The organism is Natrinema pallidum (assembly GCF_005890195.1).
In the GTDB taxonomy this organism is placed as follows: Archaea; Halobacteriota; Halobacteria; order Halobacteriales; family Natrialbaceae; genus Natrinema; species Natrinema pallidum.
On the sequence record NZ_CP040637.1, the window covers coordinates 3,378,362 to 3,402,004 of the forward strand.

A 23,643-nucleotide genomic window follows, 5' to 3' on the forward strand; every position below is an offset into this window, starting at 1 on the left:
GAGTTACTCCGTGTTGAGCGACAGCGATTGCGGCACGTCGGTGTGTACCGACGCGTGGTCGGCGAACTGGTCGACGTCGAAGTCCTGAAAGAGGGTGTCCCGGTCGACGGGATAGATCTCGTGCCCGGCGAGTCGGTCAACGATGATCGCGTTCCGATAACAGCCCAGCCCGAGGTCCGGCGTCCCGACGCCGTGGCTGTGCAACTCGGCGTTCTGGACGAACACGCGGCCGGCGTCGTCGTCCGGGCCGCCGAACCCCCCGTCGAGGCGATAGTCCGCAGTCACGGCGAGCCGCCCCCGATCGTCGAACGCGATGCGGTCCGCGATCGGCTCGAGGAACGTCGGGGTCGGCCGCCGGTAGCCCGTCCCGAAGATCACGGCGTCGGTCTCGAGGGCGAACGCCCGCTCCTGGTGGCGCTGTTCGCACTCGAGCCAGTAGCTGCCCGCGAGACGCTCGAGGTCGCGGACTTCGGTCGTCGCGAGCATGCCGAAGTCGGGGTCGCGGTCGCCGATCGAGCGTTCGTAGAGCGTATCGTAGATCCGCTCGCTGGTCTCGGGATCGATTCCCTTGTACAGCAGGTCCTGGTCGGCTAGCAGGTCGTCCTTGCGCGACTGCGGCAGGTCGTAGAAGTACCGCGCGTACTCGGGTGTGAAATGCTGGAGCCCGAGTTTCGAGTACTCCATCGGAAAGAACCCGTCCGAGCGGGTGAGCCAGTCGAGCCGGTAGCCGTGTGTCGACTGGCGCTCGAGCAGGTCCAGCACGACCTCGGCGGCGCTCTGCCCGGAGCCGACGACGGTGATCGCATCGGTCTCGAGGACGTCGGCGCGGCGCTCGAGGTAGTCGGCGGTGTGGAACAGCGGAGCGGTCCCGTCGGCGTGATCGCGGGCGAACGCCGGCAGGGCGGGCCGGGAGCCGACGCCCATAACGAGGTCGTCGGCCCGGTAGCGATAGCGCTGGCCCGTCTCGGGGGCGACGGCCTCGACGACGAACGGACCGCCGGCCGCTGCGTCGGCGGTATCGCCGTCACCCTCATATTCGACGCTCGTTACCTCCCGCTCGAACTGGGTCGTCGGCACGCGCTCGGCGACCCAGCGCAGGTACGCGTCGTACTCGCGGCGCGGAATCTGGAACGTCTCGTAGAAGTAAAACTCGTAGATGCGGTCGCGCTCGCGGGCATAATTGAGGAAACTGTGCGGGTTGGTGGGATCGGCCATCGTCACCAGGTCCGCGAGGAACGGCACCTCGAGAGTGGCACCTTCGATCAGCATCCCCTCGTGCCAGGCGAACTCGGGTTCGCGCTCGAGGAAGACCGCGTCGAGGTCGAGCGCAGCGTCCGCGCCGTCGAGCAGCGCCGCAAGCCCGAGGTTGAACGGGCCGAGGCCGATGCCGAGGACATCGTAGTGACCGCGGTCGATAACGGGGCGCTCGTCGCCGCCGTCGGCAGCAGCGGGACGGGTGTCGCCGCGCTCAGTCACCGTCGCTCACCTCGGGGGATCGCGAGTCGGCCCCGTCCGCCGTCGGCGGCCAGACCTCGCGTTCGAACCGCTCGCGCGTGCAGACGGCGAGCGTCGCGGTCTTGTCCGCTTCGCGGAACTCGAACTCGTGGCGCGGTTCGAAACCACACCGGTTCGCGGTCGCGAGAACCGCCTCGTTACGGGCGTCGGGTTCGGCGACGATGCGGTCGGTCTCGGGGTGGCGAAACTGGAGCGCGACCATCGCGCGGAGCAGCGAGACCGCGTACCCCTCGCCGAGATACGCTTCCGGACCGATCAGGAGGTGAATCCCCTGATCGGCCGGCTCGGCGTCGTAGTACGCCGCGACATCGTCCGCCGCAGCCCAGTAGCGCTCCCAGTAGCTCATCGGCACGTGATCGAGACAGCCGACGTACAGCGTCTGGTGGTCGTCCGCGAGTTTCTCCCGAAGCGTCTCGCGGAAGGTCGGCAGCGGTTCGTCGAGGTCCCAGTAGGGCTTGACGTGCTCCGACCCCAGCCACGCGTGCAGGCGGCCGAGGTCGCGCTCGAGCGAGACCGGCCGAAAGCCGATGTGGCAGTCGATCGTCTCGTCGTAGTACTCGAAGTCGTACGCCGAGGCGACCGTCGCGTGGGAGCCTCGAGTCGGCTCGGGAGCCGTCATCTGGTCACCTCCGACGCCCCCGAGGTGGCCGACGCCGGCCGGTCGACCAGCGGATTCCGAACGTCGGCGTAAACCGACTGCTCGGCCAGCGAGGGCGCGTCGAGTTCGTCTAAGCCGCGGAACCGCGTCAGCAGGTTCGCCTTGCAGGGGACGGTTTCGGACTCGAGCAGCGGGTCCAGGATCGACGTCCCCGGTCGGTCGAACTCCCGGAGTGACTCGAGTTCCTCGCGGAGGACATCGAGCAGCCGACCTTCCGGGACGAGCCCCGCGGTCCCGAAAGCGTTGATCACGCCGAGGGCGTTATTGAGCACGACGTAGTAGCGGATGCGCTCGTCGGCGACCGCGTCGGGACAGATCGAGCCCGCTCGCTTGCCGACGCCGGGACAGATGTCGTCGAGCCGGTCGGAGGTGGATTCGGGGAAGTAGTAGCCCTGATTGTCCCGATAGCGGAACGTGTCGGGATAGCCCGCATCGTCCAACGTGAGGACGCTGTTTTGCTGGTGGGCCTCGAGTCCGATCCCCCGCTCGAGGTAGAGCCACAGCAGCGGTCGGATCGAAATCGCGAGATAGCGGCGGAACCATTCCTCGCTGACGGCGGCGGAGTCGCGGCCCTCGTGATCGGCGATCGAGGCGACGATCCGATCTAGCCGGGACCGGCCGTCCCCGATCGCGTCCTGGCAGAGCGCGACGACGGGCGTCGCCCGCCGCGCGTCCTCGCCCCGGAAGGGGTTCTCCCGGAGGACGACTTCGAAGCCGGACTCGTCGCCGTCGGCGTCGACCGCGTCGGGATCGATCGTCAGGTACGCCGGGTCTCGAACCACGTCGAAGTCGGGGTAACGGTCGCGCAGGTCGTCGCCGAGTTCGGTCGCCAGCAGGTCCGAAATCGCGACACCGCGCTCGAGTTCCGGCCGCTCGTTCGTCCGCACCGAGTTCGTGATCTCGACTGCAAGCGATCCCTTGACCATGAACGGGGCCGCCGGTGCGTACAGCGTCCGGACGGACGTCGTCGGGTAGAACTCGCGACCCAGCGGGCCGAGCGACTCGAGTTTGCCCGCCGAAACGAGGTCCTGTACGTCGGGCCGCTCGAGCAGGCGGTCGGCCTGCCAGGGGTGGACCGGCAGGAGGATATCGTCGGCGGCGAGGGAGTCCTCGAGAACGGATTCGTCGACGGCCGGATCGTCGCGGAGGGCTTCGCGGACCCACGCGGCTGCGGAGTCGTCGCGCGCGGAGTCGCTCTCGACGATGTCGGGGTCCGCGCGGACGTAGTGCAGTCGGAACGATCCCTCGAGTTCCGGGGCGTAGCGCTCGGCGTCGCGCTCCATTCCTCGACGGCTCTTCGGCGTCGGATGGCGGAGGTGGCCGAAGACGAGCGACTGTTCGGCTTCGCGGAACGTGAAGTCCGGTCCGTACAGGGTCTCGCCGTCGTCGGCGCGGGCGTCGACGTATCGCTCGACGTTCCGGCAGGAGCGAACGACCCGCTCGAGAAGGTCGTCGCGGTTCGGGTCCGCGCCGCGTGTAAGCTCGAGTTCCTTCGTCACGAGCGTCGCGAGCGTCGCATAATCGAGTTCGACCGGCTCGCCGTCGGAGCCGGAGCGGTAGGAAGCGGGCAACTCGAACAGATGGCGGCCGGTCGGGGATCGATACGCGACGGGGGCGAAGCACTCGATTCCCTGGGTGGCCAGCGGGAGCCGCAGGACGAGCCCGCTCGCCGGCGCACGGTCGATCGGTGCGTCCGTCGCGGGGACGAACTCGCCGATCCCGGTTTCGTGGCAGTAGCAGTTCAGGAAGCTGTGCATCGTCGCGTCGCGTGCGATGCGCGTCGCATCGACGCGTTGCTCGTCGGTCGGCGTTCGTGTGGGTGGTCGTGAAGTCATGCGGAATCGATTGTCCCTCGATCGCGTTCGATCGTCTCACCGTATTCGATGACCGCCTGGAGCGCCGCTCGAAGGTCCCAGCGCGTCGTCGTCGGGTTCAACAGGGTGAGCTTCAGCGCGGCGGTGCCGTCGACCTCGGTCCGAGCGAGGACGACCTCGCCGTCGGCCAGGAGTTCGTCCCGAATGGCGCGGTTCACCCGGTCGAGAGCGGCCGTGGAAGCGGACTCGCGTCGCTCGTCGGACCCCGACGAGCGGGCGGCAGTGTCCGATCGGTCCGGCCGATACCGGAAGACCACCGCGCTCAGGGCGGGTTCACAGCACAGTTCCAGCGCCGGTTCGGCTCGAATATCGGCGGCGACGGCGTCGGCCAGGTCACAGACGTACTCGACGCAGTCGGCGACACCCGTCCGACCCAGGGCGTTGAACGTCATGAACGGCTTCAGCGCGTCGAACCGGCGCGTCGTCCGGGTCGACTTCGAGACGAGGTTCGGAACTCCCGCCGCGTCGTCGCGCTCGGGGTTGAGATAGGTCGCGTTGCGCTCGAGGAAGCGATAGCGGTCGCCGTCGCGCAGCAGGAAGGCCCCGCAGCCGATCGGCTGGTAGAACAGCTTGTGGAAGTCGACGCCGATCGAATCGGCGCGGTCGATCCCCGCGAGTTTCGGCCGGAGACGGTCACTGATCGCACACGCGCCGCCGTAGGCGGCGTCGACGTGGAACCACAGGTCGCGCTCGGCGGCCCGGTCGGCCACCTCCTCGAGCGGGTCGATACTGCCGAAGTCCGTCGTGCCGGCGGTCCCGATGAGCGCGAACGGATGACGGCCCTCGCTCTCGAGTCGCGCGAGCGTCTCGTCCAGCGCCTCGAGATCGATCCGCCGCTCGTCGTCGGTCGGGACCGTGACGACCGCGTCCTCGCCGAGCCCGAGGTGGTGGGCGGCCTGTTCGGCGGTGAAGTGGGCGGCCGCCGAGCAACACAGGCGGAGGTCAGTCGCCTCGGGCGGCAGTCCCGCAGTCTGGACGTCGTGATCGAACCGCGTCCGGCAGTACCAGTCGCGAGCCAACAGCAAGCCGAGGAAATTCGATTCGGTGCCGCCGCCGGTGAAGACGCCGTCAGCGCCGGCTGGATAGTCGAACAGGTCACAGCAGGCGTCGACGACGCGCTCTTCCAGGACGGACGCCGCGGGGGCCTGATCGAACGAGTCCAGCGACTGATTGGTCCCCGAAAGCAACAGCTCCGCGGCCAGCGCCGGGATCGCTGGCGGGCAGTGAAGGTGGGCGACGCAGCCGGGGTCGTGGACCCGAACCGAGTCCGCGAGCACGTCCTCGCCGACCGTCTCGAGGACGGCCGCAAGCGGATCGCCCTCGTCGGGAAAGACGGTCAGTTCGTCGATCCGCTCGCGGAGCGTCTCGTGGTCGGTCCCCGCGTAGGGTCCGTCGACCGTTGCGAACGAGTCGACGAGACAGTCGCGTGCCCGGTCGATCGCGTCCTCGTAGGCGGCGTTTCCGGCCGGGTCGCCGAGAAAGGCGTCCGCGGCGGCCGGCGGCGTCGGCTCGTCGGGTGCCAAACGGGACCGGCCGACCAGTCCATCGCTCGTCATACCGACGCCTCCGCGCGGTCGTGGTCGTCCGCGACGGTCGCACGGATACTCTCGTGGACGATGTCGCCGATCCGGTCGATTTGCGAGGCCGAGATCGTCAGCGGCGGGAGGAACCGGACGACGCTGCCGTCACGGCCGCCGGTCTCGACGATCAGCCCGCGGTCGAACGCCGCCGACTGGACCGCCGACGCCAGGTCGCCGTCCGCGGGGAAGCGACCGAGCGAGTCGCGCTCGTCGTCGGGATCGACGAGTTCCATTCCCAGCATCAGCCCCCGACCGCGGACGTCGCCGACGACGTCGAAGGTCGCGGCCGTCTCCTCGAGGTGGTCCCGCAGCCGGTCGCCCATCGCGGCGGCGTGGGTCTCGAGATCGTGCTCGAGGACGTACTCGATGGTCGCCGTGCCGGCGGCCATACCGAGCTGATTGCCACGGAACGTGCCGGCGTGTGCGCCGGGCTCCCAGACATCGAGGGACTCGTCGTAGACGACGACCGACAGGGGAAGCCCGCCGCCGATAGCCTTCGAGAGCGTCATCACGTCGGGCACGATGTCGGCGTGCTCGATACCGTACAGTTCGCCGGTGCGTCCGAGCCCGGTTTGAATCTCGTCGACGATCAACGGCACGTCGCTCTCGCGGGTGATCCGGCGCATCTCCCGGAGCCACTCGGCGGGCGCTGGCACCGCGCCGCCCTCGCCCTGGACCGGCTCGAGGATCATCCCCGCAGGGTCGACGATTCCGCTCTCCGGGTTCGAGAGCGTTCGCTCGACGTACTCGGCGCTCGTCCGCCAGCAGTCCGCGTCACCGAGCCCGAACGGGCAGCGGAACTCGTAGGGAAACGGGAGATGGTGAACGTCCGGCATCAGTCCCGAAACCGGTTCTTTCGCCGCCGTATCGCCCATCAGCCCGAGCGCGCCGTTGGTCATCCCGTGATAGCCACCCTGAAAGGCCAGCATCGATCGGTTGCCGGTGGCCGTTTTCACTAACTTCAGCGCGGCCTCGACGGCGTCAGTCCCGGCAGGGCTGCAAAACTGGACCGTCGCGTTCTCGGCGAACTCGTCGGGGAGACTCTCGAGCAGGCGATCGACGAACCGCTCTTTGACCGGCGTCGTCAGGTCGAGCGTGTGGACGGCCCGACCGCGCTCGAGCAGGGCCTCCATTCGCTCGACGACCGCGGGATGGTTGTGACCGAGCGCGAGCGTCCCCGCACCCGCCAGACAGTCGATGTACTCGTCGCCATCGACGGACTCGATGATGGCACCCTCGGCGCGCTCGATCGCGATCGGCAGCGAGCGGGGGTACGTCCTCGCGTTCGACTCCCGACGCGCCTGCTGTGCGAGGAGCCGCTCGGACGGCGATCCACCGTCGGTCACGCCCGCTCACCTCTCCGCGGTGACTGCCGCTCGATCCGATCCAATGGTAATTGCTTCGTCGGCATGCAGACTTTAGGCCAGCCTAAAACATTAAAAGCGTACTGGTTTTTAGGCCAACCTAAAGCTTATATGAGGATTTCTGAAACGAAGAGATTCGGCAGCCAGCGAGGCTAAACCGAGGTCACGAACACCCGGCCGACCGACGTGCCGGGGGCTGTTTGAGCGCGGGTCGGGTCAGTCATCGCCGTTCCGTCATCTGGACGAGCGGACGACAGAGCGTCGAGAAGGGACGATCGCGGGGAATCAGTGCTCCGCTCGCGGACGGACGACGGGTCGCGGGAATCGGCGTTCAGTTATAAGCGATCGTCATCGCGGGCGGCGGGTAGCGGTTCGGCGGCGTTCAACGGCGGGGCGGACTCCCCGCTCTCCGGGGACCGTGGCAGTGCTCGATAAAACGGCTCAGAACGGCTACAGCGGACGGGAGACGCTTATTCCGGCTTCAGACCTTCGTCCTGCACTCGCATGACGGCCTCGCCGTCGGCCAGGTTCGGCGCGTCGACCAGCCGAACGATCCGCTTGTCACCCTTGGACTTGCGGAGGTAGATTCGGAACGTCGACTTGTGGCCCAGAATGTTGCCGCCGATCGGTTGGGTCGGGTCGCCGAAGTAGGAGTCGGGGTTCGAGGCGACCTGGTTGGTGACGATGACGGCGGCGTTGTAGAGGTTGCCGACCTTGTCGAGGTCGTGGAGGTGCTTGTTGAGTTTCTGCTGTCGGTCCGCGAGTTCGCCACGGCCGACGTACTCCGCACGGAAGTGGGCGGTCAGCGAGTCGACACAGAGCAGCCGAACGGGATACTCCGAGTCCTCGTGTTCGCCCGCGAGCTCTTTCGCCTTCTCGGCGAGCAGCATCTGATGGTTCGAGTTGAACGCCTTCGCGACGTGGATCTTCTCGAGGACATCCTCGACGAGTTCGTCGACCGCGTCCTCGTCGTCCGCCGAGCCCTCGATGTCGCGGTCCTCGAGCGTCGCGTCGATGGCCTCGTCGGGCAGTCCGCGGACCATATCGTCGATCCGCTCGGGCCGGAAAGTGTCCTCGCTGTCCATGAAGATGGCGCTCCCGTGGAGGCCGCCGACCTCCTGTGGGAGCTGGACGTTGACGGCCATCTGGTGGGTAACCTGGGACTTGCCGGCCCCGAACTCGCCGTATACCTCGGTGATCGATTGCGTCTCGATGCCGCCGCCGAGCAGGTCGTCGACCTCGTCGATGTGCCAGCTCAGCTTGCCGATCTCGTTTCGCCGCTCGAGGACCGTCGAGCCGGTCTCGAACCCGCCGATGTCGGCGGCACTGCGGGCGGCGCGAACGATGTCCGCAGCCGTGGACTCGCCGACATCGGCCGTATTCGACAGTTCCGACGGCGAGGCGACGGCCAGACTCTGATAGGAGTCGAAGCCTGCATCGTGAAGTTTGTCTGCGGTCGCCGGTCCGACGCCGGGGAGTTCCTCGAGATCTGATTCGGGCATACTCCCTCGTTGTGCCGGCCCCCTCATAAACCCTCGTTAACAGGGAAGTGAAAGTGAAAGTGCGGGCGGGCGGCGGGGCCGATCGAAGGGGAGGGAGTGGATTGAAATGTGAAGGCGCGTCGACGGGGCGAACCGAGACCGCGTCTCAGTACGGGCGTTCGTCGGCGTCCCACTCGAGGCAGTGGAGTCGTTCGGCCTCGCTACCGACGTAGAGCCGTTCGGCGGCGAGCGCGGGCGTTCCGCTGATGGCGTCGTCGGCCGCGAACTGCCACAGCGGTTCGGCGTCGTCGACGTCGATCCCGTAGAGCGAGCCGGTCGCGTCGCCGACGCAGAGCACGTCGCCGGCGACGACGGGACATGAGCGGATCGGGCCGTCGAGTTCGATTCCCTTCCGCGAGAACAGCCAGCCGCGCAGCTTTCGCCGGCCGACGGTCGTATCGGTGGCGTGACAGTAGCCGTCGTCGGCACCGATGAACGTCGTCTCGGCGGCCGCGAGCACGGTCACCGACGTGGTAAAGCCGTCGCCGATCTCGTAGGCGAACCACGTCTGCCCGGTACCGGCGTCCAGCGCGAGCAACGTCCCGCCCTCGTCACCGACGTAGACCCGACCGTCGGCGATCGTCGGTCCGCCAGCGACCGCTCCGGTAGCAGGCGCAGTCCAGGCCTCCTCGCCCGTCTCGGCCGCGAGCGCCAGCACCGTCCCGGCCGCGGTCCCCGCGAACACTCGCTCCTCGGTCGCTCCCCACTGTCGATCCGGCTCCCGAACTCGCTCCGCGTCGAGCAGCGACGGCGCTTCCGACTCGAGGATGTCGTCGTCCGGGGCCTCGCCCAGCGCGGAACGGCGCTGTTCCCCCTCCCGTCCGTCGGCGATCGCCGGCGCGCCGACGACGGCCGATTCGGTCTCGTGTGTCCACAGTTCCGTCCCCGTTTCAGCTTCGAGCGCGGAGAGTCCGTCCGCGTGGCCGGCATAGAGCCGGCCGTTCGAGAGGGCGAGCGCGGCCTCGAGCGAGCCCGGCAGCGCCGTCCGCCACCGTTCCTCGCCGGTGGCGGGATCGAGGGCGGAGACGGTCCCGTCGTCCGTTCCGAGGTACAGCCGTTCGTGGGTGACGACCGGCGTCGCGTCGGTCGCCGCCGTCGTCTCGAACGTCCACCGGCGGCGACCCGTCTCTCGCTCGAGCGCATAGCAGTGTCCCCGGGCCGTGCCGACGTAGACGGTGTCCCGATCGAGCACCGGCGACCCCGGCGGCCCGATGAGGTCGGTCGTCCACGCCTCGCTCACGCGGCCCGGCCCCTCGAGATCGCGGCGAAGCCCCGAGTTGTGCGGATCGCCCTTGAACTGGGTCCACTCAGTCACTGGTCGCGGCTACTGACCGCACCGTCATAACAGTCGGTGTCACCGCTCTCCGGGGATGCGGGGTACCGAAGCCGATGGCTCGAGTCGGTCGGTCACGTCGCCAGGGTCCAAACCGTCCACTCGAAGTGGACGGCGGTGGTCCCCCGCGCTCACTCCCATGGATGGGTCCCGCGCTCGCTGGGCCAGAGCGGATACCAGTACTCCTTGTCGGACTCGACCTCGAGTTCGCCGTCCAACGCCGACTCGAGGGTGAACTCCGCGCTCGAGTCGCGCTCCCGGCCGGATCGGGGGACGAAGGGGTAGAAGCGGCCGCGACGGAACGAATAGATCCAGTAGGCGGGGCCGTCGCGGTTTTCGTAGGCGAAGACGGCGGCGAGCAGGCGCGAGCCGTAGCCGTGCTCGATGAAGGTGTCCGCGGCGAAGTGCATGCTCGTGATCAGATCCTCCGGGTCGTCGTCCGCGAGAACGACCCAGTGGTAGCCGTGATCGTCCGACGACACCGAGAACTCCGTGCCGGTCTCCGCCTGCCCGGCGTCGAGGATCGCTTCCACCTCGTCGACGGCGTCACGGAAGTCCGCCGAGTCGACGCCGGAGAAACAGAGCGCGGCGACATCCAGCGACTCGTAACCCAGATCGGCCTCCATCGTGAGGTAGGCGGTGCTCATTCCGAAGAGGTCCTCGGGATCGGCGTCACGTCCGGCGTCGGCCTCGGCGCGCGAACCCAGGATAGCGCGAAGTCCGTCGAGTAGTCCCATAGGTCGTGTGTCGGTGTCAGTTCCTTAGAACGATTGCATTTCGCGCTCGAGGTCGCGGAGCTGTTCGACGCGGCGCTCGGTCGACGGATGCGTCGAGAAGAGCCGGCCGACGATGCCGGACTTGATCGGGATGATGAAGAAGGCGTTCATCTCGGCTTCCTCGCGCATGTCGTCTTTCGGGACCTTGTCCATCTCGCCGGAGATCTTCAGGAGGGCGGAGGCGAGCGCCGACGGGTTGCCGGTGATGGCGGCAGCCCCGCGGTCGGCGGCGTACTCGCGGTACCGGGAAAGCGCCCGGATGAGCAGGTAGCTGATGATCCAGACGACCAGTGAGACGAGGATCGCGACGATGATGCCGCCACCGCCCTCGCGACCGCCGCCGCGCCTGTGTCCGCCGCCGAAGAACGCCCCCCAGCGGACGATCATGAACGCGATCGTCGAGAGGAAGGAGGCGATCGTCATCACCATCATGTCGCGGTTCTTGACGTGGGCGAGTTCGTGGGCCAGCACGCCGTCGAGTTCGTCAGCGTCGAGCGTGGTCATGATCCCGGTCGTCACGCAGACGGCGGCGTTTTTCTGGTTGCGCCCGGTCGCGAAGGCGTTGGGAACTTTCGAGTCGACGACCGCAACCTTTGGTTTCGGGAGGTCGGCCTGCTGCGAGAGTCGCTCGATCGAGGCGTGCAGTTGCGGATACTCGTCGGCCGAGACCGTCCGCGCGCCCATGCTCTTCAGCGTCAGCGTGTCGCTGAAGTAGTACTGGACCAGCGAGAAGCCGCCGAACAATATCGCGAACAGCCACAGTCCACCACCGATATAGAGGGCGAGCGCGCCGGCAAAGACGATGTAGAGTGCGAACAGAAGGAACATCGTCACGAACATCCGAGCGCGTAGCCCCCAGTCCGCCTGCCAGTTCATGCCGTAACCGACGGGCTCCGGAGAAATAAGTGCCCTGTCGCGACGGTCGAGTCGCCGTATGCGATGCCGACGTGGTGTCCCGCTCGAGCGCTGTCGACCGTGTTGTCGCGGGCGCGGCTCTCACCGATCACCCCGGCGGGTCTCGGAACGGTCCCCGCCGAGCCGTTCGGACGTCTCGAGCGTCATCTCGAGGGTTCGGCTGATCGTCGCGTCTCGACGCGATGCTCGTTCGTCGACGAGTCAGCTCAGCAGTCGATCGCGCCCGTTTGCGGGACGGAATGAGACGATCCGAACTCGTGTCACCAGCACCAGCGTTACACGGACGGATGCGGGTAGACCCGATGCGAGGGGCGGAATAGCAGCGGTCCAGCGGTCTCGAGTCCGACCCAACCCAGCGGGCGACTGAGATGGGTCGTCCCAGCCCATCCCGGCTGACCGCAAGCGATATGTGGATTGACTGAATCGGCCGAAACGGCGGATGTCTTCTCCACGCGCAGTACTCCTCGAGGAGTGCACATGGCCGGAAGTCGAAACGGCGCTCGAGAACGGAACGCGGACGGTGATCGTGGCGGTCGGCTCGATCGAACAACACGGACCGCACCTGCCGCTAAACATGGACACGCTCGACGGCGACGAACTCTCGCGACGGATCGCCGCGGAACTCGGCGACGCGCTGGCGGCCCCGACGATTCGGCCCGGCTGCTCGGGCCATCACATGGCGTTTCCGGGGACGATCACGATGCCGCCGGAGACCCTGATGGACGTGATCCGCGCCTACTGCCGCTCGCTTGCCGAACACGGGTTCGAACACGTCGTCCTCGTCCCGACCCACGGCGGGAACTTCGCGCCGGTCTCGACCGTCGCGCCCGAAATCGCCCGCGAGATCGACGCATCCGTGATCACGCTGGCGGACCTCGACGATCACATGGAACTGCTGAACGAGGGACTGCGCGAGGCCGGCGTCGAATACCAACAGGACGTGATCCACGCCGGGGCCGCCGAAACGGCCATGGTCCTCGCGATCGAGGAGGGACTCGTCCGGACGGACCGGCTCGAGGCGGGGCCGGAGGGGTCGATTTCGACCGCCAGACTCCTCAGCGAGGGGTTCGATTCGATCACCGAAAACGGCGTCTTGGGGGAGCCGAGCGAAGCCACCGCCGAGGCCGGCGACGCAATTTTCGACGCCGTCACCGACGCGTACGTCGAGCGGATCGAAGCCGAGCGCGACGCCGTGTGCGATGACCGGCAGTGACTCCCACTGTGGATCGTGTGTGCATCGCAACGAGTTCGGTCACGGCTCGATCGAACCCCTTCGTTTCGCATGGAGACCCTGTGACGGAGTCACGTCTGACGCGGTCGAATCGGCGGCTGTGTCCCGGCTGGGCGTTCGCTCGCGAACCCCTTCGTTTCGTGTAGAGCGACTCGAGGGTCACGAGACGCAACCGGTCGCGGATCGCGGCCGAGGGCTCGGCGTCGCTCGAGCGGAATGGCCGACGCGAGCGAGAGAACGCGTCCCTTAACTCCGCGAGACTCGAAACGGGGCCAATGAGTGAGTCGCGTGCGTTCTGTCCCCGGTGCGGGGATGCAGTACCCGAGCGGTCGGCGAGCGACGCGAACGGTCCGTTGCGGCCCGGTGCCGAGGTCGAACTCTGCGATGCCTGTTACTTCGAGGACTTCGACTTCGTGGACGCACCCGAACGGATCGACGTTCGCGTCTGTGCCCGCTGCGGTGCGGTCTACCGCGGGAATCGGTGGGTCGACGTCGGCGCGGAAGACTACACCGATATCGCCATCGAGGAGGTCAGTAAGGCGCTGGGTGTCCACGTCGACGTCGAGGACGTCGCCTGGCAGATCGATCCCGAACAGGTCGACCAGAACACGATCCGGATGCACTGTTTCTTCACGGGCGTCGTTCGCGGAACGCCGGTCGAGGAACAGGTGACGGTCCCCGTCAAGATCGCCCGCCAGACCTGTACTCGGTGTGGTCGGATCGCCGGCGACTACTACGCGAGTATCGTCCAGATTCGCGCCGAGGACCGCACCCCGACGAGCGAAGAGACCGATCGAGCGACGGAAATCGCGAACGAGATCGTCGCCGACATGGAGGCCACGGGCGACCGCAACGCCTTCGTCACCGAAGTCGGCGAGACCGACGACGGACTGAACATCAAGGTCTCGACCAACAAGATCGGCAAGAAAATCTCGAACAAGATGCTCGAGGAGTTCGGCGGCACCGTCAACGACGCCGAAACCCTCGTCACGGAGGACGAGGACGGCAACGAGGTCTACCGGGTCACCTTCGCCGTTCGACTCCCGCCCTATACTCCCGGCGACGTGATCGCCCTCGCCGACGACGACGGCGGCCCCGTCCTCGTCCGCAGCGCCCGGGGCAACCTCAAGGGCATCCGCGTGACGACCGGCGAGCGCTACGAAGCCAGCTACGAGGAGGGGAACTCGCCCGACGCGCGCAAACTCGGCGAACTCGAGGACGCCGCCGAAGCGACGGTCGTGACCGTCGAGGACGAGAACGCCGTACAGGTCCTCGACCCCGAGACGTTCCAAGCGAAAACGGTCTCGCGGCCGGACTACTTCGATCCCGATGCCGAGACCGTGCCCGTCCTGAAGAGCCGCGCCGGACTGCATATCCTGCCCGACGAGACCGATGACTGACGAGGACGCGACCGGCGAAGACGCGACTCCCGCGGGCGAGACCGACCCGACGACCGCGGACGACGGCCTCGAGCGGAGTGTCGACGAGGTCCTCGAGCCGGCGGTGGCGGACGCGCCGCTCGCGGCGATCGTCCGGAAACAGCGCGCGGAGACGGCCATCGAATCGCTGCGCGCCGAGGGCGTCTACGACGATTCGCGTCGCGTACGCGAGGCTCGGGGACGACCCGATGCGAACCCCGCGGACGGGGTCGCGCTGCCGGTCACGGAGCCGCCGACCGAGACCGCGGTGCTCGAGGTCGTCAAGCAACTCGAACCCGAGCCCCGACGCACCGATCTCGAGGATCTGTTGGCCGACCGCGGCTGGAGCGACGCGGCCCTCGAGTCGGTGCCGGGGTCGTGGGCGGTGATCGGGTCAGTGATCCTCGTGACGGTGCCCGAGGGCTGTCCCGACGAGGCCGAACTGGGCGCGGCCTTGCTCGAACTCCACGGCGAGGCCGACAGCGTGCTGGCCGACGAGGGGATCGCCAACGACGGCGCGGCCGGGACCTACCGCGAGCCCCGTACCCGGCTGCTCGCGGGCGACGAAGACACGGAGACGATCCACACGGAACACGGGACGCGATACGGCCTCGACCCCGCGACAGTGATGTTCTCGCCCGGGAATCAGGCCGAGCGCGCCCGAATGGGCGAGCTCGGAAGCGCCGACGAGCACGTGTTCGACATGTTCGCCGGTATCGGTTACTTTACCCTCCCGATGGCCCGGGCCGGCGCGCGAGTGACGGCGACCGAGATCAACCCGACGGCCTTCCGCTACCTGCTCGAGAACGCCGTTCTCAACGACGTCGCCGATCGCGTCGACGCCTACATGACGGACTGTCGCGACCTCGCCGACGAACTCGAGGCCGATCGGGTCGTCATGGGCTACTACGGGAGCGCGGACGGGGCCGACGAGACCGCCAAGGGCGGCGAGGACGGCGAGGGGACGGCACACGGAACGCGAACGGACGAGGCACACGACTTCCTCGACGACGCGCTCGCGGCGCTGTCCCCCGGGGGCGTCGTCCACTACCACGAGGCGACCCCCGAAGCGCGGCTGTGGGAGCGGCCCCTCGAGCGCCTCGAGGCGGCCGCCGACGCGGCGGACCGAACGCTCGAGATCCTCGAAAAGCGGCGGGTGAAGAGCCACAGCGCGGGCGTCGCACACGTCGTCGTCGACGCGCGCTTCGAGTGACGTCACAGCCCGCGATCGGGCGCGCCCGCCTCCGATGGAACGGCTCGAAACCGGCGCGCACGTCGGGAGCTGGAGACGGCGGCGCTGAGCGGTCGTGACATTGATACTCGCGGAGCGAATCCGTTCCGATATGAACCGGAGTCAACTCATCGCCCTCGCCTTCGCGGTCCTCATGATGACATCGATGATCGCCGGGAGCGCGATCGCGGTGTTCTAACGCGACGCCGTGACGCGAGCGGCGGCTCGTCACGGGTTCGGGCCAAGAAGACGTACCGAATCACCGATCGCACTAGTTCTCCGTGTCCCAGACGTCCGCCAACGGGCTCGAGCGGGCGGACCCGCTCGAGCGTCGCGAGCGCGACGACGAGCGGTCGCTGCGTCCGCCGTCCGGGTCCGTCCCGTCCGCTCGGCTTCGCCGTGCCGACCCGCGTTTCGAACGGGTGCTGGATCGACCGGCTGCCTCTGGCGACCGCCCGCTGAGCGCGGCTCGCGGTTCGAAGGTCGGGAGGTCGGGTCGCGACATGCGATCGACCTGCGCTTCGAACCAGTCCGGCATGTCCGCCCGGGCGCGATCGAAACAGTCCAGCAAACTCGCGTCCGCCAGGTACGTCGCGCCGTAGTCGTCGGGCGCGCGGACGACCCGCCCGCAGGCCTGCATGATGGTCCGGAGCGTCGTCCGATAGTACCACGCCCACTGTCCCTCCTCGAGTCGGTGGGCCACCCGCGAGTCGCTCGTGTTGAGGAACGGCGCTTTACAGATGACCTGCCAGCGGCAGAGATCGCCCTTGAGGTCCAGCGCTTCCTCCATCTTCACCGAGAGGAACACGTCGGGGTCGTCGCTCGCCTTCCAGGCCTCGAGCGCGGCGTCGCGGCCGTCGCGGTCGTGCGTTCGCACCCGATCGCCGACGCCGAAGTCCGCGAGGAGATCGGCGAGGCGCTCCTGAATGTCATAGGAGTGGGCGTGGATCAGGCCCTTCTCGTCGGGATGGTGTTGCATCAACCGGACGATCGTCCGGGCGATCTTCGGCGTGGTCTCGTCGCGCTCGTCGTAAGTCATCTTCCCCTGGGTGACGTCGTACAGCGGCCGGTTTTCGACGGGGAAGGTATGCTCGACATCGACTAGGGCGACATCGTCGGGGTCGAGCCCGACCTGCCGACAGAACGCCGCTTTGTTGAGGATCGTCGCCGAGAGGAGCGCGAACTTGTTACCCCGGTCCCAGACGGTGTGCTGGAGGTACTTTTCGGGGTTCATGGGCTTGATCGTCAGCGGCCCGCCCTGTGGGTCGTCGTCGGCTCCAACGCTGCCGGCGTCGCGGGACTGGCGTTCGGACTGATCGACCAGCCACGTCGTCGGGCTCTGCGGATCGCGGTAGTCGGAGACGAACCACTCGAGTTCGCCGATGAGTTCCTGCAAGCGGTCGCGTTCGCGCACGTCGGCGGGCGAGAGCGAGTCCTGTGCGAGCAGGTCGTCCTTGCGGCGCGTACACGTTCCCGCGAGGCGATCGGCGTAGCGCACGGCCCGCTCGACGTCGTCGACCTCGGGAATGCGCAACTCGTCCCAGAACGGGACGGTTCGCGGTCCCAGTTGGATGGTCGCGTACATCTCGGCCCACTCGGCGAGGCCGTGGGCCTCGTCGACGACGACGACATCGCGTTTGCGGAAGACCTCGCTCCCGGCGGTCTGCATGAAGTAAGCCAACGTCATCGCGGCGATCTCGCGGTTCGACGCGATCGCACGGTCCGAGAAGTACGGACACCGGTGTTTGACGGAGCAGTCGTACCCCCGTTCGCGGACGCAAGGGGCCTGATTGACCGGCGTCTCGCGTTCGTCCGGCAGGATGCAGGTGTAGTTCGACTTCCCGCGGATGACGTTGAGGTCGGCCAGTAGATCGTCGGCCGCCACGTCGTCCAGTTGGGAGACCTGCGGTGTCGTGTAGTACGCACCCGTCGCGTCGCTGGGGGACCCCTCGCCCGCGCGGCGGGCACAGCCGGCGACGGCGCGGGCCAGCAGGGACTTGCCGCTACCCGTCGGCGCGCGCACGAGCACGACATCGTTGCCGGCCGCGAAGGCATCGCGAACGTCCCGGAGGGCCTGCTCCTGGGTCCCGCGATAGCTCGGTGCGGGGAACGCCTCGAAGATCCGCTCGGTATTCACCGTTCGATCCAGGGCGCGGCCGCGTCCTAAAGGCTGCGGACCGTCGCGCTCGGTGCGAATCGGCCGAGCCGCGACGGCCGGCAAACGAGGTCGAAAGCGGCAGCTACCCACCGGTATCGACCGCCTACGGATCGCTGGTGACCGGCGGCCAGGCGGGTAGCCGCCCGATTACAAAGACGAACTCCGCCGTCGGATCGACCCGCGGAAGGGTCGCTCAGCGGTAGAGCACCGCGGTGCCATCTGGTTCCGCGGCGGCATTTCGCCTCGTGGCGTTCGACTCCCACCCCTTCCGCTCGCGGCTGCGATCGGTCCGCGGTGTGGCTGCGGACCGTAGTTGTGGACCGCGGTTGTGGTTGTGGGCCGCGGTCGTGTGTGTTCACCGAGGGCGGTGCGTAGGGACCGTCCCGTTCGCCTCCATTCCCCGCCATTTTCCGGCATCGGCCCGCCGATCACGACTCCCGCCAGCGGGTTACAGTGCGTCGAGCCGCGAGGTTTCGCCGTCGACCTGCTCTAGCCGCTCGATATCCTCGGTAGTCGGATAGTCGGGAACGGCCTCGATACACGGGTAACACAGCAGATGGGAGGTCCCGTCCTCGAGTTCCAGGGTCATCGCGGTCCCGACGGTGCCGGCATCGGTGCCGAACGACCAGAGGTTGGCGATCCCACCCGAAACGGTGACCGTTCGGCCGCAGCCGTCACAGGAAGCCTTCGACATACGCGACCGTGGGTCCCCAACGGTCAAAGACGTTCTCCCCGGGCGACCGATCACCTAGGTCGTGCCGTTCGGGTGGTGAGATCCCGCACAGCGGTTATAGGAGACAGCACCGTAGCGCCGCACATGGAGGTGCACTGTGCGGGCTGTGCCGGCTGCTGTCTGGACTGGCGACCGCTCCTCGAGAGCGATCCGGCGGCGACCGCCGCTCGAGACGATACCGAGGGTGGCACCGGGTCCGACGCCGACCGAGGACGCCAGCGACTGCGCGACCCGTTCGACCGGACCGACACCGAGCGGGGAGCCCCGCGAGAGCCCCTCGACGACGGTGCTACCGTCGTCCCGCTGACCCGCGACGAGGGACGAGCGTTCCTCGAGCGCGGCATGGCCGCCGCCCTGCGGCCGCGGTTCTGGCGCGCCCGCGACGAAGCGGATGGCGTCGAGATCGACGGCCACGCCCTCGCAGCCGTCGCCGGCCGGCCGGTCTTCGTCGTCGGTCTCCGACGGCCGCCGAAGCCGGTCGCCCCGTTCGGTCGCGAGGAGTCGACATGGCTGCCGGCCTGCGTCTTTCTCGATCCGACGACGCTGCAGTGTCGCATCCACGAAGACGAACTCTATCCCGACGAATGCGGCGCGTATCCGAACCGCAACCTCGCGCTCGAGCAGGAGACCGAGTGCGAGCGCGTCGAAGCGGCGTTCGGCGGCGAGCGCCTGCTCGAGGCGACACACGACGATCCGGACGGCCTGTTGCTCGGGCCGCGGGCGATCGGCGCGAAGCTCTTCTGTCATCCCCGGCCGGCCGATCTCGCAGGGATCGTTGACCGGGCCGCGACGGGGGACCTCACCCGACGGGACCGCGCCGAACTCATCGCGGTCGCCGCCGCCTCGAGTCCCGGCACGCTGGCGATCTCCGACCACCACTACGAGTGGGCGAAAACGCGGGTACTCGAGGCGGCGGACGACGGATCGTGGGTCGGGCCGGCGATCCGCGACTGGCACCGGCACCGCCGGGCGGCCGGCGAGACGGGCTCGTCGCCGGCGATCGCCGACGCGATCGAGGTCGACCGGGGGGCACCCGAGACGCCGGGCTGGGGACCCCGCGAGTGAGATTAAGCCCCTGCAGTCCAAATGCGGGGTATGCGCGTACTCGTAACGGGAGCGACCGGGTTCGTCGGGCAGCGGCTCGTCGCCGCGCTCCGTGCGGAGACGACACACGACGTGACGGTCCTCGTCAGGGACGCCGAGAGCTACGAGCCGCCCGACGGGATCACCGTCGTCGAAGGGGACGTTCTCGAGCCCGGAAGCTTCGAGGACGCGCTGGCGGACGTCGACGTCGCCTACTACCTGATCCACGCGATGGGATCGAGCGGCGACTTCGCCGAGCGGGACCGGCGGGGCGCACGGAACTTCGAACGAGCCGCGAGCGACGCGGGCACGGGGCGCGTGATCTATCTGAGCGGGCTCGGTAACGACGCCGACTCCCTCTCGAGTCATCTCTCCTCCCGCCGAGAGGTCGAGTCGATACTCCGGGCGGGGACCGCCGACGTGACCGTCCTCAGGGCGGCGATCATCATCGGCGACGGCAGCGCGAGCTTTCGGTTGGTACGCCAACTCGCGACGCGGCTCCCGGTGATGATAACGCCACGGTGGGTCGACACCGACTGTCAACCGATCGCGATCGACGACGTGATCGCGTACTGTCTGGCGGTCCTCGAGCGCCCGGTGACGGCCGGCGAAACGTACGAAATCGGTGGGCCGGACGTGCTCACCTACCGCGAGATGCTGCTCGAGACCGCCGAGATCGAGACCGGCCGCCAGCCGCTTATCGTCCCCGTTCCGGTGTTGAGTCCGCGACTCTCGGCACACTGGGTCGGGCTCGTCACTGACGTTCCCCGAGCGGTCGCCTCCCCGTTGATCGAAGGCGTTCGCAATCGCGTCGTCGTCACGGACGATCGACTCGACGGACTCGTCGATTTCGAGCCGACCCCGTTCGACGTCGCGGTTCGCCGAGCCGTCGGTCTCGCGTCGGACGGCCCCGACGCGGTCGACCGTACTGGGACGACGGCCCCGCCGACGCGAGGCGAGAAATGACACGCTCGCTCGAGTACGGCGAGACGTGGGTCTACGAGAGCCTCCTCGGAACGATTCCCGGCGTCCGCGTCTCGAGTCGAACGGCGATCGGGATACAGTTTCTCGGCTTCGAAGCGGCGATCATCGCCGTCGCGGCGGCCTACGACCTCTGGGGGGCGGTGGTCCCCGGCACGGTCGCCGTTGCCGTCGCGACGATCGGCAGCTGGCTCATGCTTCGATTCAGCCGGAGCGTCCGTGAGCTGCCCACCCCGACGGCCTACCGGCGGTTGCTGTTCGGCTCGAGCATCGACGTCGTCCTCGGTGTGCTCGCGTTCGTGGTGCTCGTCACCTACCTGTTCGTCATCGATCCGAGGGGGAGCAACGCGGATTCGTCGCTGTTGACCGAGCTGTTCGGTGCCGAGCCACCTGCACTTGCCGTCGGACTCGCGTTGCTCGTCCTCTGGGATGTGGTGTATCGGATCGGGACCTGCTGGTGGGCGAGCGTCGTCGGGCTGTGGCGAGCGATTACCTACGCGTTCGGACCGGAGACGACACGAGCGTACCAGCGTATCGACGCGATCAATATCGGCTTCGCGGCGGTGCAGTTGCTGTTAGTGCCCCTCGTCGCGGGGGACACCGTGTTGCTCGTCGCGGTCGCGGGCCACGTCGTCGCGGTCCTGATCGTCGCGACGCTCTCGGTCGTATGGCAGGGACGGCAAAAAGCGAGCCGAACGGGGCCTTTCGATCACCGCTAGTTCGACTTGATCTCCTCGAACGTATCGAGCAAGTCCTCGGCGGAGTCGCCGGAATCGTATTCGACCTCCCCGTGGTAGATCGTCCGCTCGTCGTCGAAATCGGCATCGACCCGCGAGGCCTGCTGTTCGCGGCGCTCGTGTTCGTCTTCGTCATAGGCACCCATTGACATGGTTAGTATAAACATGGTACGGCGCTGCTGATTATTAATGTAACGGTCCATAACACCCATCGGACGGCTGAAACGTATTCCGGCTCCGCGAGGCGATGTACCCGGTCTCAGGGGAGCGAACGCGTTCGCTGGCACAGCGAACGATATATGCCTGCCCGCAGCGTAGCATCGAACGTGGCACGGCCGCTTCGCTTTCGGCACTCGCCCCAGTCCTGGAGCGACGGGCGAGTCAAACGCGATATCCTCCAGCCGCTCCGTTCGAATATCGGCGCTCAGGAAGTCTCGCCGTGGTTCAAGTGCGGTGGCGACTGGCAGACACACCGCTTCGAGATGGAAAACGGCGACGTGGCGCTCTTCGCACGGAACGACGCTGACGCCTACTGGATGGGGAACACGGAGACGCCCTCCGCGCTCTGGAGAACCGACAAGTTCGGTTGGCGGAACGTCCCCTATCACGTCTCGCGGTGGGCCCAACGGGAACTGCTCGCGACGCTGCACGAGGCAGACCCCTGGCTCGCCGACTACCCGCACCTCTCGTGGTTTTTTCTGCCGGTGTTCATGTCGAAGGACGGTCGCGATTCGACCCGCTCGTTCTTCCGCGAACACGCCGGCGGCTTTCCCGACGCCGGCCGCCGGGAGACGACCCGCTTCTTCGAAGACGTCCTCCGGACCGGCGTCTTAGATGAGTACCGACACGTCATGTCGGGGAAACTCGGCACCAGCGATCACGTCGATCGCGTCCGAATGAGCGCCGCGATGGCCGAGTTCATCGCCGCGAAGATCCTCACCGACGCGGGCTACGACCTGGTCCCGGAGATCGAAGTGACGACCGGACACTCGCTGGACTTCCGAGCCGAGAACGCCGAAACCACCGCTCTCGTGGAAGTCACGCGCCCGCAACCGCCGGGGAACCGCGCCGCCGCCGGCCCCGTTGCGGCCGTCCGCGACACCGCCGAGACAAAGACCAACGGCCAACTGGCCGAGCACGGTGGCGGTGCCGTCCTCTTCGTCGACTGCTCGAGTTTCCGGGACGACGCCTGGGCCGCGGTTCGGGGCGAACAGCCCGACGTTCGCCACCGGCCCGCCGTCGTCTACCGCGTCCGGCCCAGCGGTCACGTCGAGGGGTATCAGAAAGGTGCAGTCCCCCTCGAGTTGGGCGACGCGATGACCGTTCTGGACTGAGCCGAGCGACGCGATGACCGTTCGCTCCATCAGCGACTGCAACAGAGTGTGCCCTATTTGTAGTATACCATAGATAGTCACATGCATGCGTGCAGCAGTCCTCGAGGAACACGGTGAACCGCTGTCGATCGAAGACGTCGACGCGCCCGACCCCACACCGGAGGGCGCGATCGTCGAAGTCGAAGCCTGCGGCGTCTGTCGGAGCGACTGGCACGGCTGGCAGGGTGACTGGGGGTGGCTCGGCCTCGAGACCGAGTCCGGGCAGATTCTGGGCCACGAGCCCGCCGGACGCGTCGTCGCCGTCGGCGAGGACGTCGAGGGGGTCGCCGAAGGCGACCACGTCGCAGTCCCGTTCAACCTCGGTGACGGGGTCTGCCCGCAGTGCCAGCGGGGCCACTCCAACACCTGCGAGAACGTCATGCCGCTGGGCTTTATCGAGGAAGCACAGGGAGCCTTCGCCGAACAGCTCCACGTCCCCGTCGCCGACCACAACCTCGTAACCCTCCCCGACGGCGTCTCTTCGGTCGACATGGCCGGTCTCGGCTGTCGCTTCATGACCTCGTTTCACGCGCTCGCCCACCGCGCCGACATCGGCGCGGGTGACTGGGTGGCGATCCACGGCTGCGGCGGCGTCGGCCTCTCGGCAGTCCACATCGCCGACGCGCTGGGCGGCAACGTCGTCGCGGTCGACCTGAAAGACGAGAAACTCGAGAAGGCCCGCGAACTCGGGGCCGTCGAGACGGTCAACGCCGAGGAGACGGAGAACGTCCCCGGCGAGGTGAAGGCGATCACCGACGGCGGGGCCGGCGTCGCGATGGATGCCCTCGGAATCGAGACGACCAGCCAGAACTCCGTCATGAGTCTCGAGACGCGCGGTCAGCACATCCAGGTCGGGCTCACGACCCAGGACGAACAGGGCATGGTTCACCTCCCGACCGACGCGATGGTCATGGGCGAAATCGAGTTCATCGGCTCGCTCGGTATGCCGCCGACCCGCTACGACGAAATCTTCCGGATGGTCGCGACAGGCAAACTCGAGCCCGAGGCCGTCGTCTCCGAGACCATCGGGCTCGAGGACGTCAGCGACAAACTCGATGCGATGACCGACTTCGAGACGGTCGGCATTCCGGTCATCGATACCTTCTAGGACAGGGATGTTGCGCTGCGGGCGCGGCCTTGTC

Annotated in this window: 21 protein-coding genes and 1 tRNA gene; 10 read left to right on the forward strand and 12 right to left on the reverse strand. The window is 67.7% G+C overall.

What is annotated here, in order from left to right; translation table 11 throughout:
• Positions 1-3: 3 nt before the first annotated feature.
• From FGF80_RS16855 to htpX, 9 genes are all read right to left on the reverse strand, one after another.
• The gene (locus FGF80_RS16855) at positions 4-1,476 is read right to left on the reverse strand and encodes a lysine N(6)-hydroxylase/L-ornithine N(5)-oxygenase family protein (RefSeq protein ID WP_138655291.1); all 1,473 of its coding nucleotides are present in this window, start codon (positions 1,474-1,476) and stop codon (positions 4-6) included.
• Positions 1,469-2,134, reverse strand: coding sequence for a GNAT family N-acetyltransferase (locus tag FGF80_RS16860; RefSeq protein WP_138655293.1), 666 nt, complete (start codon positions 2,132-2,134; stop codon positions 1,469-1,471). The genes FGF80_RS16855 and FGF80_RS16860 overlap by 8 nt, the downstream gene beginning before the upstream one ends.
• Positions 2,131-4,008 (reverse strand): IucA/IucC family protein, encoded by a 1,878-nt coding sequence (locus tag FGF80_RS16865; RefSeq protein ID WP_138655295.1) that lies wholly within the window; start codon positions 4,006-4,008, stop codon positions 2,131-2,133. The genes FGF80_RS16860 and FGF80_RS16865 overlap by 4 nt, the downstream gene beginning before the upstream one ends.
• On the reverse strand, positions 4,005-5,603 hold the full coding sequence (locus FGF80_RS16870) for a pyridoxal phosphate-dependent decarboxylase family protein (protein WP_138655297.1): 1,599 nt from the start codon (positions 5,601-5,603) through the stop codon (positions 4,005-4,007). The genes FGF80_RS16865 and FGF80_RS16870 overlap by 4 nt, the downstream gene beginning before the upstream one ends.
• Positions 5,600-6,973: a diaminobutyrate--2-oxoglutarate transaminase gene (locus FGF80_RS16875; RefSeq protein ID WP_138655299.1), complete on the reverse strand. Its 1,374-nt coding sequence runs from the start codon at positions 6,971-6,973 to the stop codon at positions 5,600-5,602. Before FGF80_RS16875 ends, FGF80_RS16870 begins: the two co-directional genes overlap by 4 nt.
• Positions 6,974-7,461: 488 nt before the next feature.
• The gene (radA, locus tag FGF80_RS16880) at positions 7,462-8,493 is read right to left on the reverse strand and encodes a DNA repair and recombination protein RadA (protein ID WP_006184893.1); all 1,032 of its coding nucleotides are present in this window, start codon (positions 8,491-8,493) and stop codon (positions 7,462-7,464) included.
• A 145-nt stretch (positions 8,494-8,638) separates the two neighbouring features.
• On the reverse strand, positions 8,639-9,847 hold the full coding sequence (locus FGF80_RS16885) for an outer membrane protein assembly factor BamB family protein (protein WP_138655301.1): 1,209 nt from the start codon (positions 9,845-9,847) through the stop codon (positions 8,639-8,641).
• Positions 9,848-9,996: 149 nt separating this feature from the next.
• Positions 9,997-10,602 (reverse strand): PspA-associated protein PspAB, encoded by a 606-nt coding sequence (pspAB, locus tag FGF80_RS16890; protein WP_006184895.1) that lies wholly within the window; start codon positions 10,600-10,602, stop codon positions 9,997-9,999.
• Between the two features lie 24 nt (positions 10,603-10,626).
• A complete protein-coding gene (htpX, locus tag FGF80_RS16895; protein WP_006184896.1) occupies positions 10,627-11,517 on the reverse strand; it encodes a zinc metalloprotease HtpX in 891 nt (296 codons plus the stop codon).
• 478 nt (positions 11,518-11,995) lie between these two features.
• On the opposite strand from htpX, the gene FGF80_RS16900 reads away from it, so the two are divergent.
• From FGF80_RS16900 to FGF80_RS19820, 4 genes are all read left to right on the forward strand, one after another.
• On the forward strand, positions 11,996-12,769 hold the full coding sequence (locus tag FGF80_RS16900) for a creatininase family protein (RefSeq protein ID WP_138655303.1): 774 nt from the start codon (positions 11,996-11,998) through the stop codon (positions 12,767-12,769).
• A 293-nt stretch (positions 12,770-13,062) separates the two neighbouring features.
• On the forward strand, positions 13,063-14,187 hold the full coding sequence (locus FGF80_RS16905) for a 60S ribosomal export protein NMD3 (RefSeq protein WP_138655305.1): 1,125 nt from the start codon (positions 13,063-13,065) through the stop codon (positions 14,185-14,187).
• Entirely contained in the window at positions 14,180-15,418 is a 1,239-nt protein-coding gene (locus FGF80_RS16910) for a class I SAM-dependent methyltransferase (RefSeq protein WP_138655307.1), read from the forward strand. The genes FGF80_RS16905 and FGF80_RS16910 overlap by 8 nt, the downstream gene beginning before the upstream one ends.
• A gap of 94 nt (positions 15,419-15,512) precedes the next feature.
• Positions 15,513-15,635 carry a hypothetical protein gene (locus FGF80_RS19820; RefSeq protein ID WP_269150333.1) on the forward strand — a complete coding sequence of 41 codons (123 nt, stop codon included), beginning with the start codon at positions 15,513-15,515 and terminating at the stop codon, positions 15,633-15,635.
• Between the two features lie 72 nt (positions 15,636-15,707).
• On the opposite strand, the gene FGF80_RS16915 is transcribed toward FGF80_RS19820, so the two are convergent.
• Positions 15,708-17,573 carry a helicase C-terminal domain-containing protein gene (locus tag FGF80_RS16915; RefSeq protein ID WP_006184901.1) on the reverse strand — a complete coding sequence of 622 codons (1,866 nt, stop codon included), beginning with the start codon at positions 17,571-17,573 and terminating at the stop codon, positions 15,708-15,710.
• A 203-nt stretch (positions 17,574-17,776) separates the two neighbouring features.
• On the opposite strand from FGF80_RS16915, the gene FGF80_RS16920 reads away from it, so the two are divergent.
• A tRNA-Gly gene (locus FGF80_RS16920) sits at positions 17,777-17,865 on the forward strand.
• A 177-nt stretch (positions 17,866-18,042) separates the two neighbouring features.
• Here the strand turns inward: FGF80_RS16920 and FGF80_RS16925 are convergent.
• Complete coding sequence (locus FGF80_RS16925) at positions 18,043-18,288, reverse strand: DUF7561 family protein (protein ID WP_006184902.1); 246 nt, start codon at positions 18,286-18,288, stop codon at positions 18,043-18,045.
• A 123-nt stretch (positions 18,289-18,411) separates the two neighbouring features.
• Between FGF80_RS16925 and FGF80_RS16930 the strand changes: the two genes are divergently transcribed.
• From FGF80_RS16930 to FGF80_RS16940, 3 genes are read left to right on the forward strand one after another with little or no spacing between them, the layout of a single operon-like run.
• The gene (locus tag FGF80_RS16930; protein ID WP_138655309.1) at positions 18,412-19,392 is read left to right on the forward strand and encodes a YkgJ family cysteine cluster protein; all 981 of its coding nucleotides are present in this window, start codon (positions 18,412-18,414) and stop codon (positions 19,390-19,392) included.
• Between the two features lie 30 nt (positions 19,393-19,422).
• Complete coding sequence (locus tag FGF80_RS16935) at positions 19,423-20,376, forward strand: NAD(P)H-binding protein (protein ID WP_138655311.1); 954 nt, start codon at positions 19,423-19,425, stop codon at positions 20,374-20,376.
• A complete protein-coding gene (locus FGF80_RS16940) occupies positions 20,373-21,110 on the forward strand; it encodes a DUF7530 family protein (RefSeq protein WP_138655313.1) in 738 nt (245 codons plus the stop codon). Before FGF80_RS16935 ends, FGF80_RS16940 begins: the two co-directional genes overlap by 4 nt.
• Here FGF80_RS16940 and FGF80_RS19340 read toward each other — a convergent pair.
• Positions 21,107-21,280, reverse strand: coding sequence for a DUF5786 family protein (locus tag FGF80_RS19340; protein ID WP_006184906.1), 174 nt, complete (start codon positions 21,278-21,280; stop codon positions 21,107-21,109). The genes FGF80_RS16940 and FGF80_RS19340 overlap by 4 nt on opposite strands.
• Before the next feature lie 174 nt (positions 21,281-21,454).
• Between FGF80_RS19340 and FGF80_RS16945 the strand changes: the two genes are divergently transcribed.
• A complete protein-coding gene (locus tag FGF80_RS16945) occupies positions 21,455-22,462 on the forward strand; it encodes a DUF5784 family protein (RefSeq protein WP_049907986.1) in 1,008 nt (335 codons plus the stop codon).
• A gap of 85 nt (positions 22,463-22,547) precedes the next feature.
• Complete coding sequence (locus tag FGF80_RS16950; RefSeq protein WP_138655315.1) at positions 22,548-23,609, forward strand: zinc-dependent alcohol dehydrogenase family protein; 1,062 nt, start codon at positions 22,548-22,550, stop codon at positions 23,607-23,609.
• Positions 23,610-23,643: the final 34 nt, after the last annotated feature.

Coding starts and splice junctions, on each gene's coding strand:
- FGF80_RS16870 (WP_138655297.1), bottom strand. CDS start 5,603: ATGACGAGCGATGGACTGGTCGGCCGGTCCCGTTTGGCACCCGACGAG.
- FGF80_RS16930 (WP_138655309.1), top strand. CDS start 18,412: ATGGAGGTGCACTGTGCGGGCTGTGCCGGCTGCTGTCTGGACTGGCGA.
- FGF80_RS16905 (WP_138655305.1), top strand. CDS start 13,063: ATGAGTGAGTCGCGTGCGTTCTGTCCCCGGTGCGGGGATGCAGTACCC.
- FGF80_RS16910 (WP_138655307.1), top strand. CDS start 14,180: ATGACTGACGAGGACGCGACCGGCGAAGACGCGACTCCCGCGGGCGAG.
- FGF80_RS16935 (WP_138655311.1), top strand. CDS start 19,423: ATGCGCGTACTCGTAACGGGAGCGACCGGGTTCGTCGGGCAGCGGCTC.
- FGF80_RS16940 (WP_138655313.1), top strand. CDS start 20,373: ATGACACGCTCGCTCGAGTACGGCGAGACGTGGGTCTACGAGAGCCTC.
- FGF80_RS16925 (WP_006184902.1), bottom strand. CDS start 18,288: ATGTCGAAGGCTTCCTGTGACGGCTGCGGCCGAACGGTCACCGTTTCG.
- htpX (WP_006184896.1), bottom strand. CDS start 11,517: ATGAACTGGCAGGCGGACTGGGGGCTACGCGCTCGGATGTTCGTGACG.
- radA (WP_006184893.1), bottom strand. CDS start 8,493: ATGCCCGAATCAGATCTCGAGGAACTCCCCGGCGTCGGACCGGCGACC.
- FGF80_RS16950 (WP_138655315.1), top strand. CDS start 22,548: ATGCGTGCAGCAGTCCTCGAGGAACACGGTGAACCGCTGTCGATCGAA.
- FGF80_RS16900 (WP_138655303.1), top strand. CDS start 11,996: ATGTCTTCTCCACGCGCAGTACTCCTCGAGGAGTGCACATGGCCGGAA.
- FGF80_RS19340 (WP_006184906.1), bottom strand. CDS start 21,280: ATGTCAATGGGTGCCTATGACGAAGACGAACACGAGCGCCGCGAACAG.
- FGF80_RS16860 (WP_138655293.1), bottom strand. CDS start 2,134: ATGACGGCTCCCGAGCCGACTCGAGGCTCCCACGCGACGGTCGCCTCG.
- FGF80_RS16865 (WP_138655295.1), bottom strand. CDS start 4,008: ATGACTTCACGACCACCCACACGAACGCCGACCGACGAGCAACGCGTC.
- pspAB (WP_006184895.1), bottom strand. CDS start 10,602: ATGGGACTACTCGACGGACTTCGCGCTATCCTGGGTTCGCGCGCCGAG.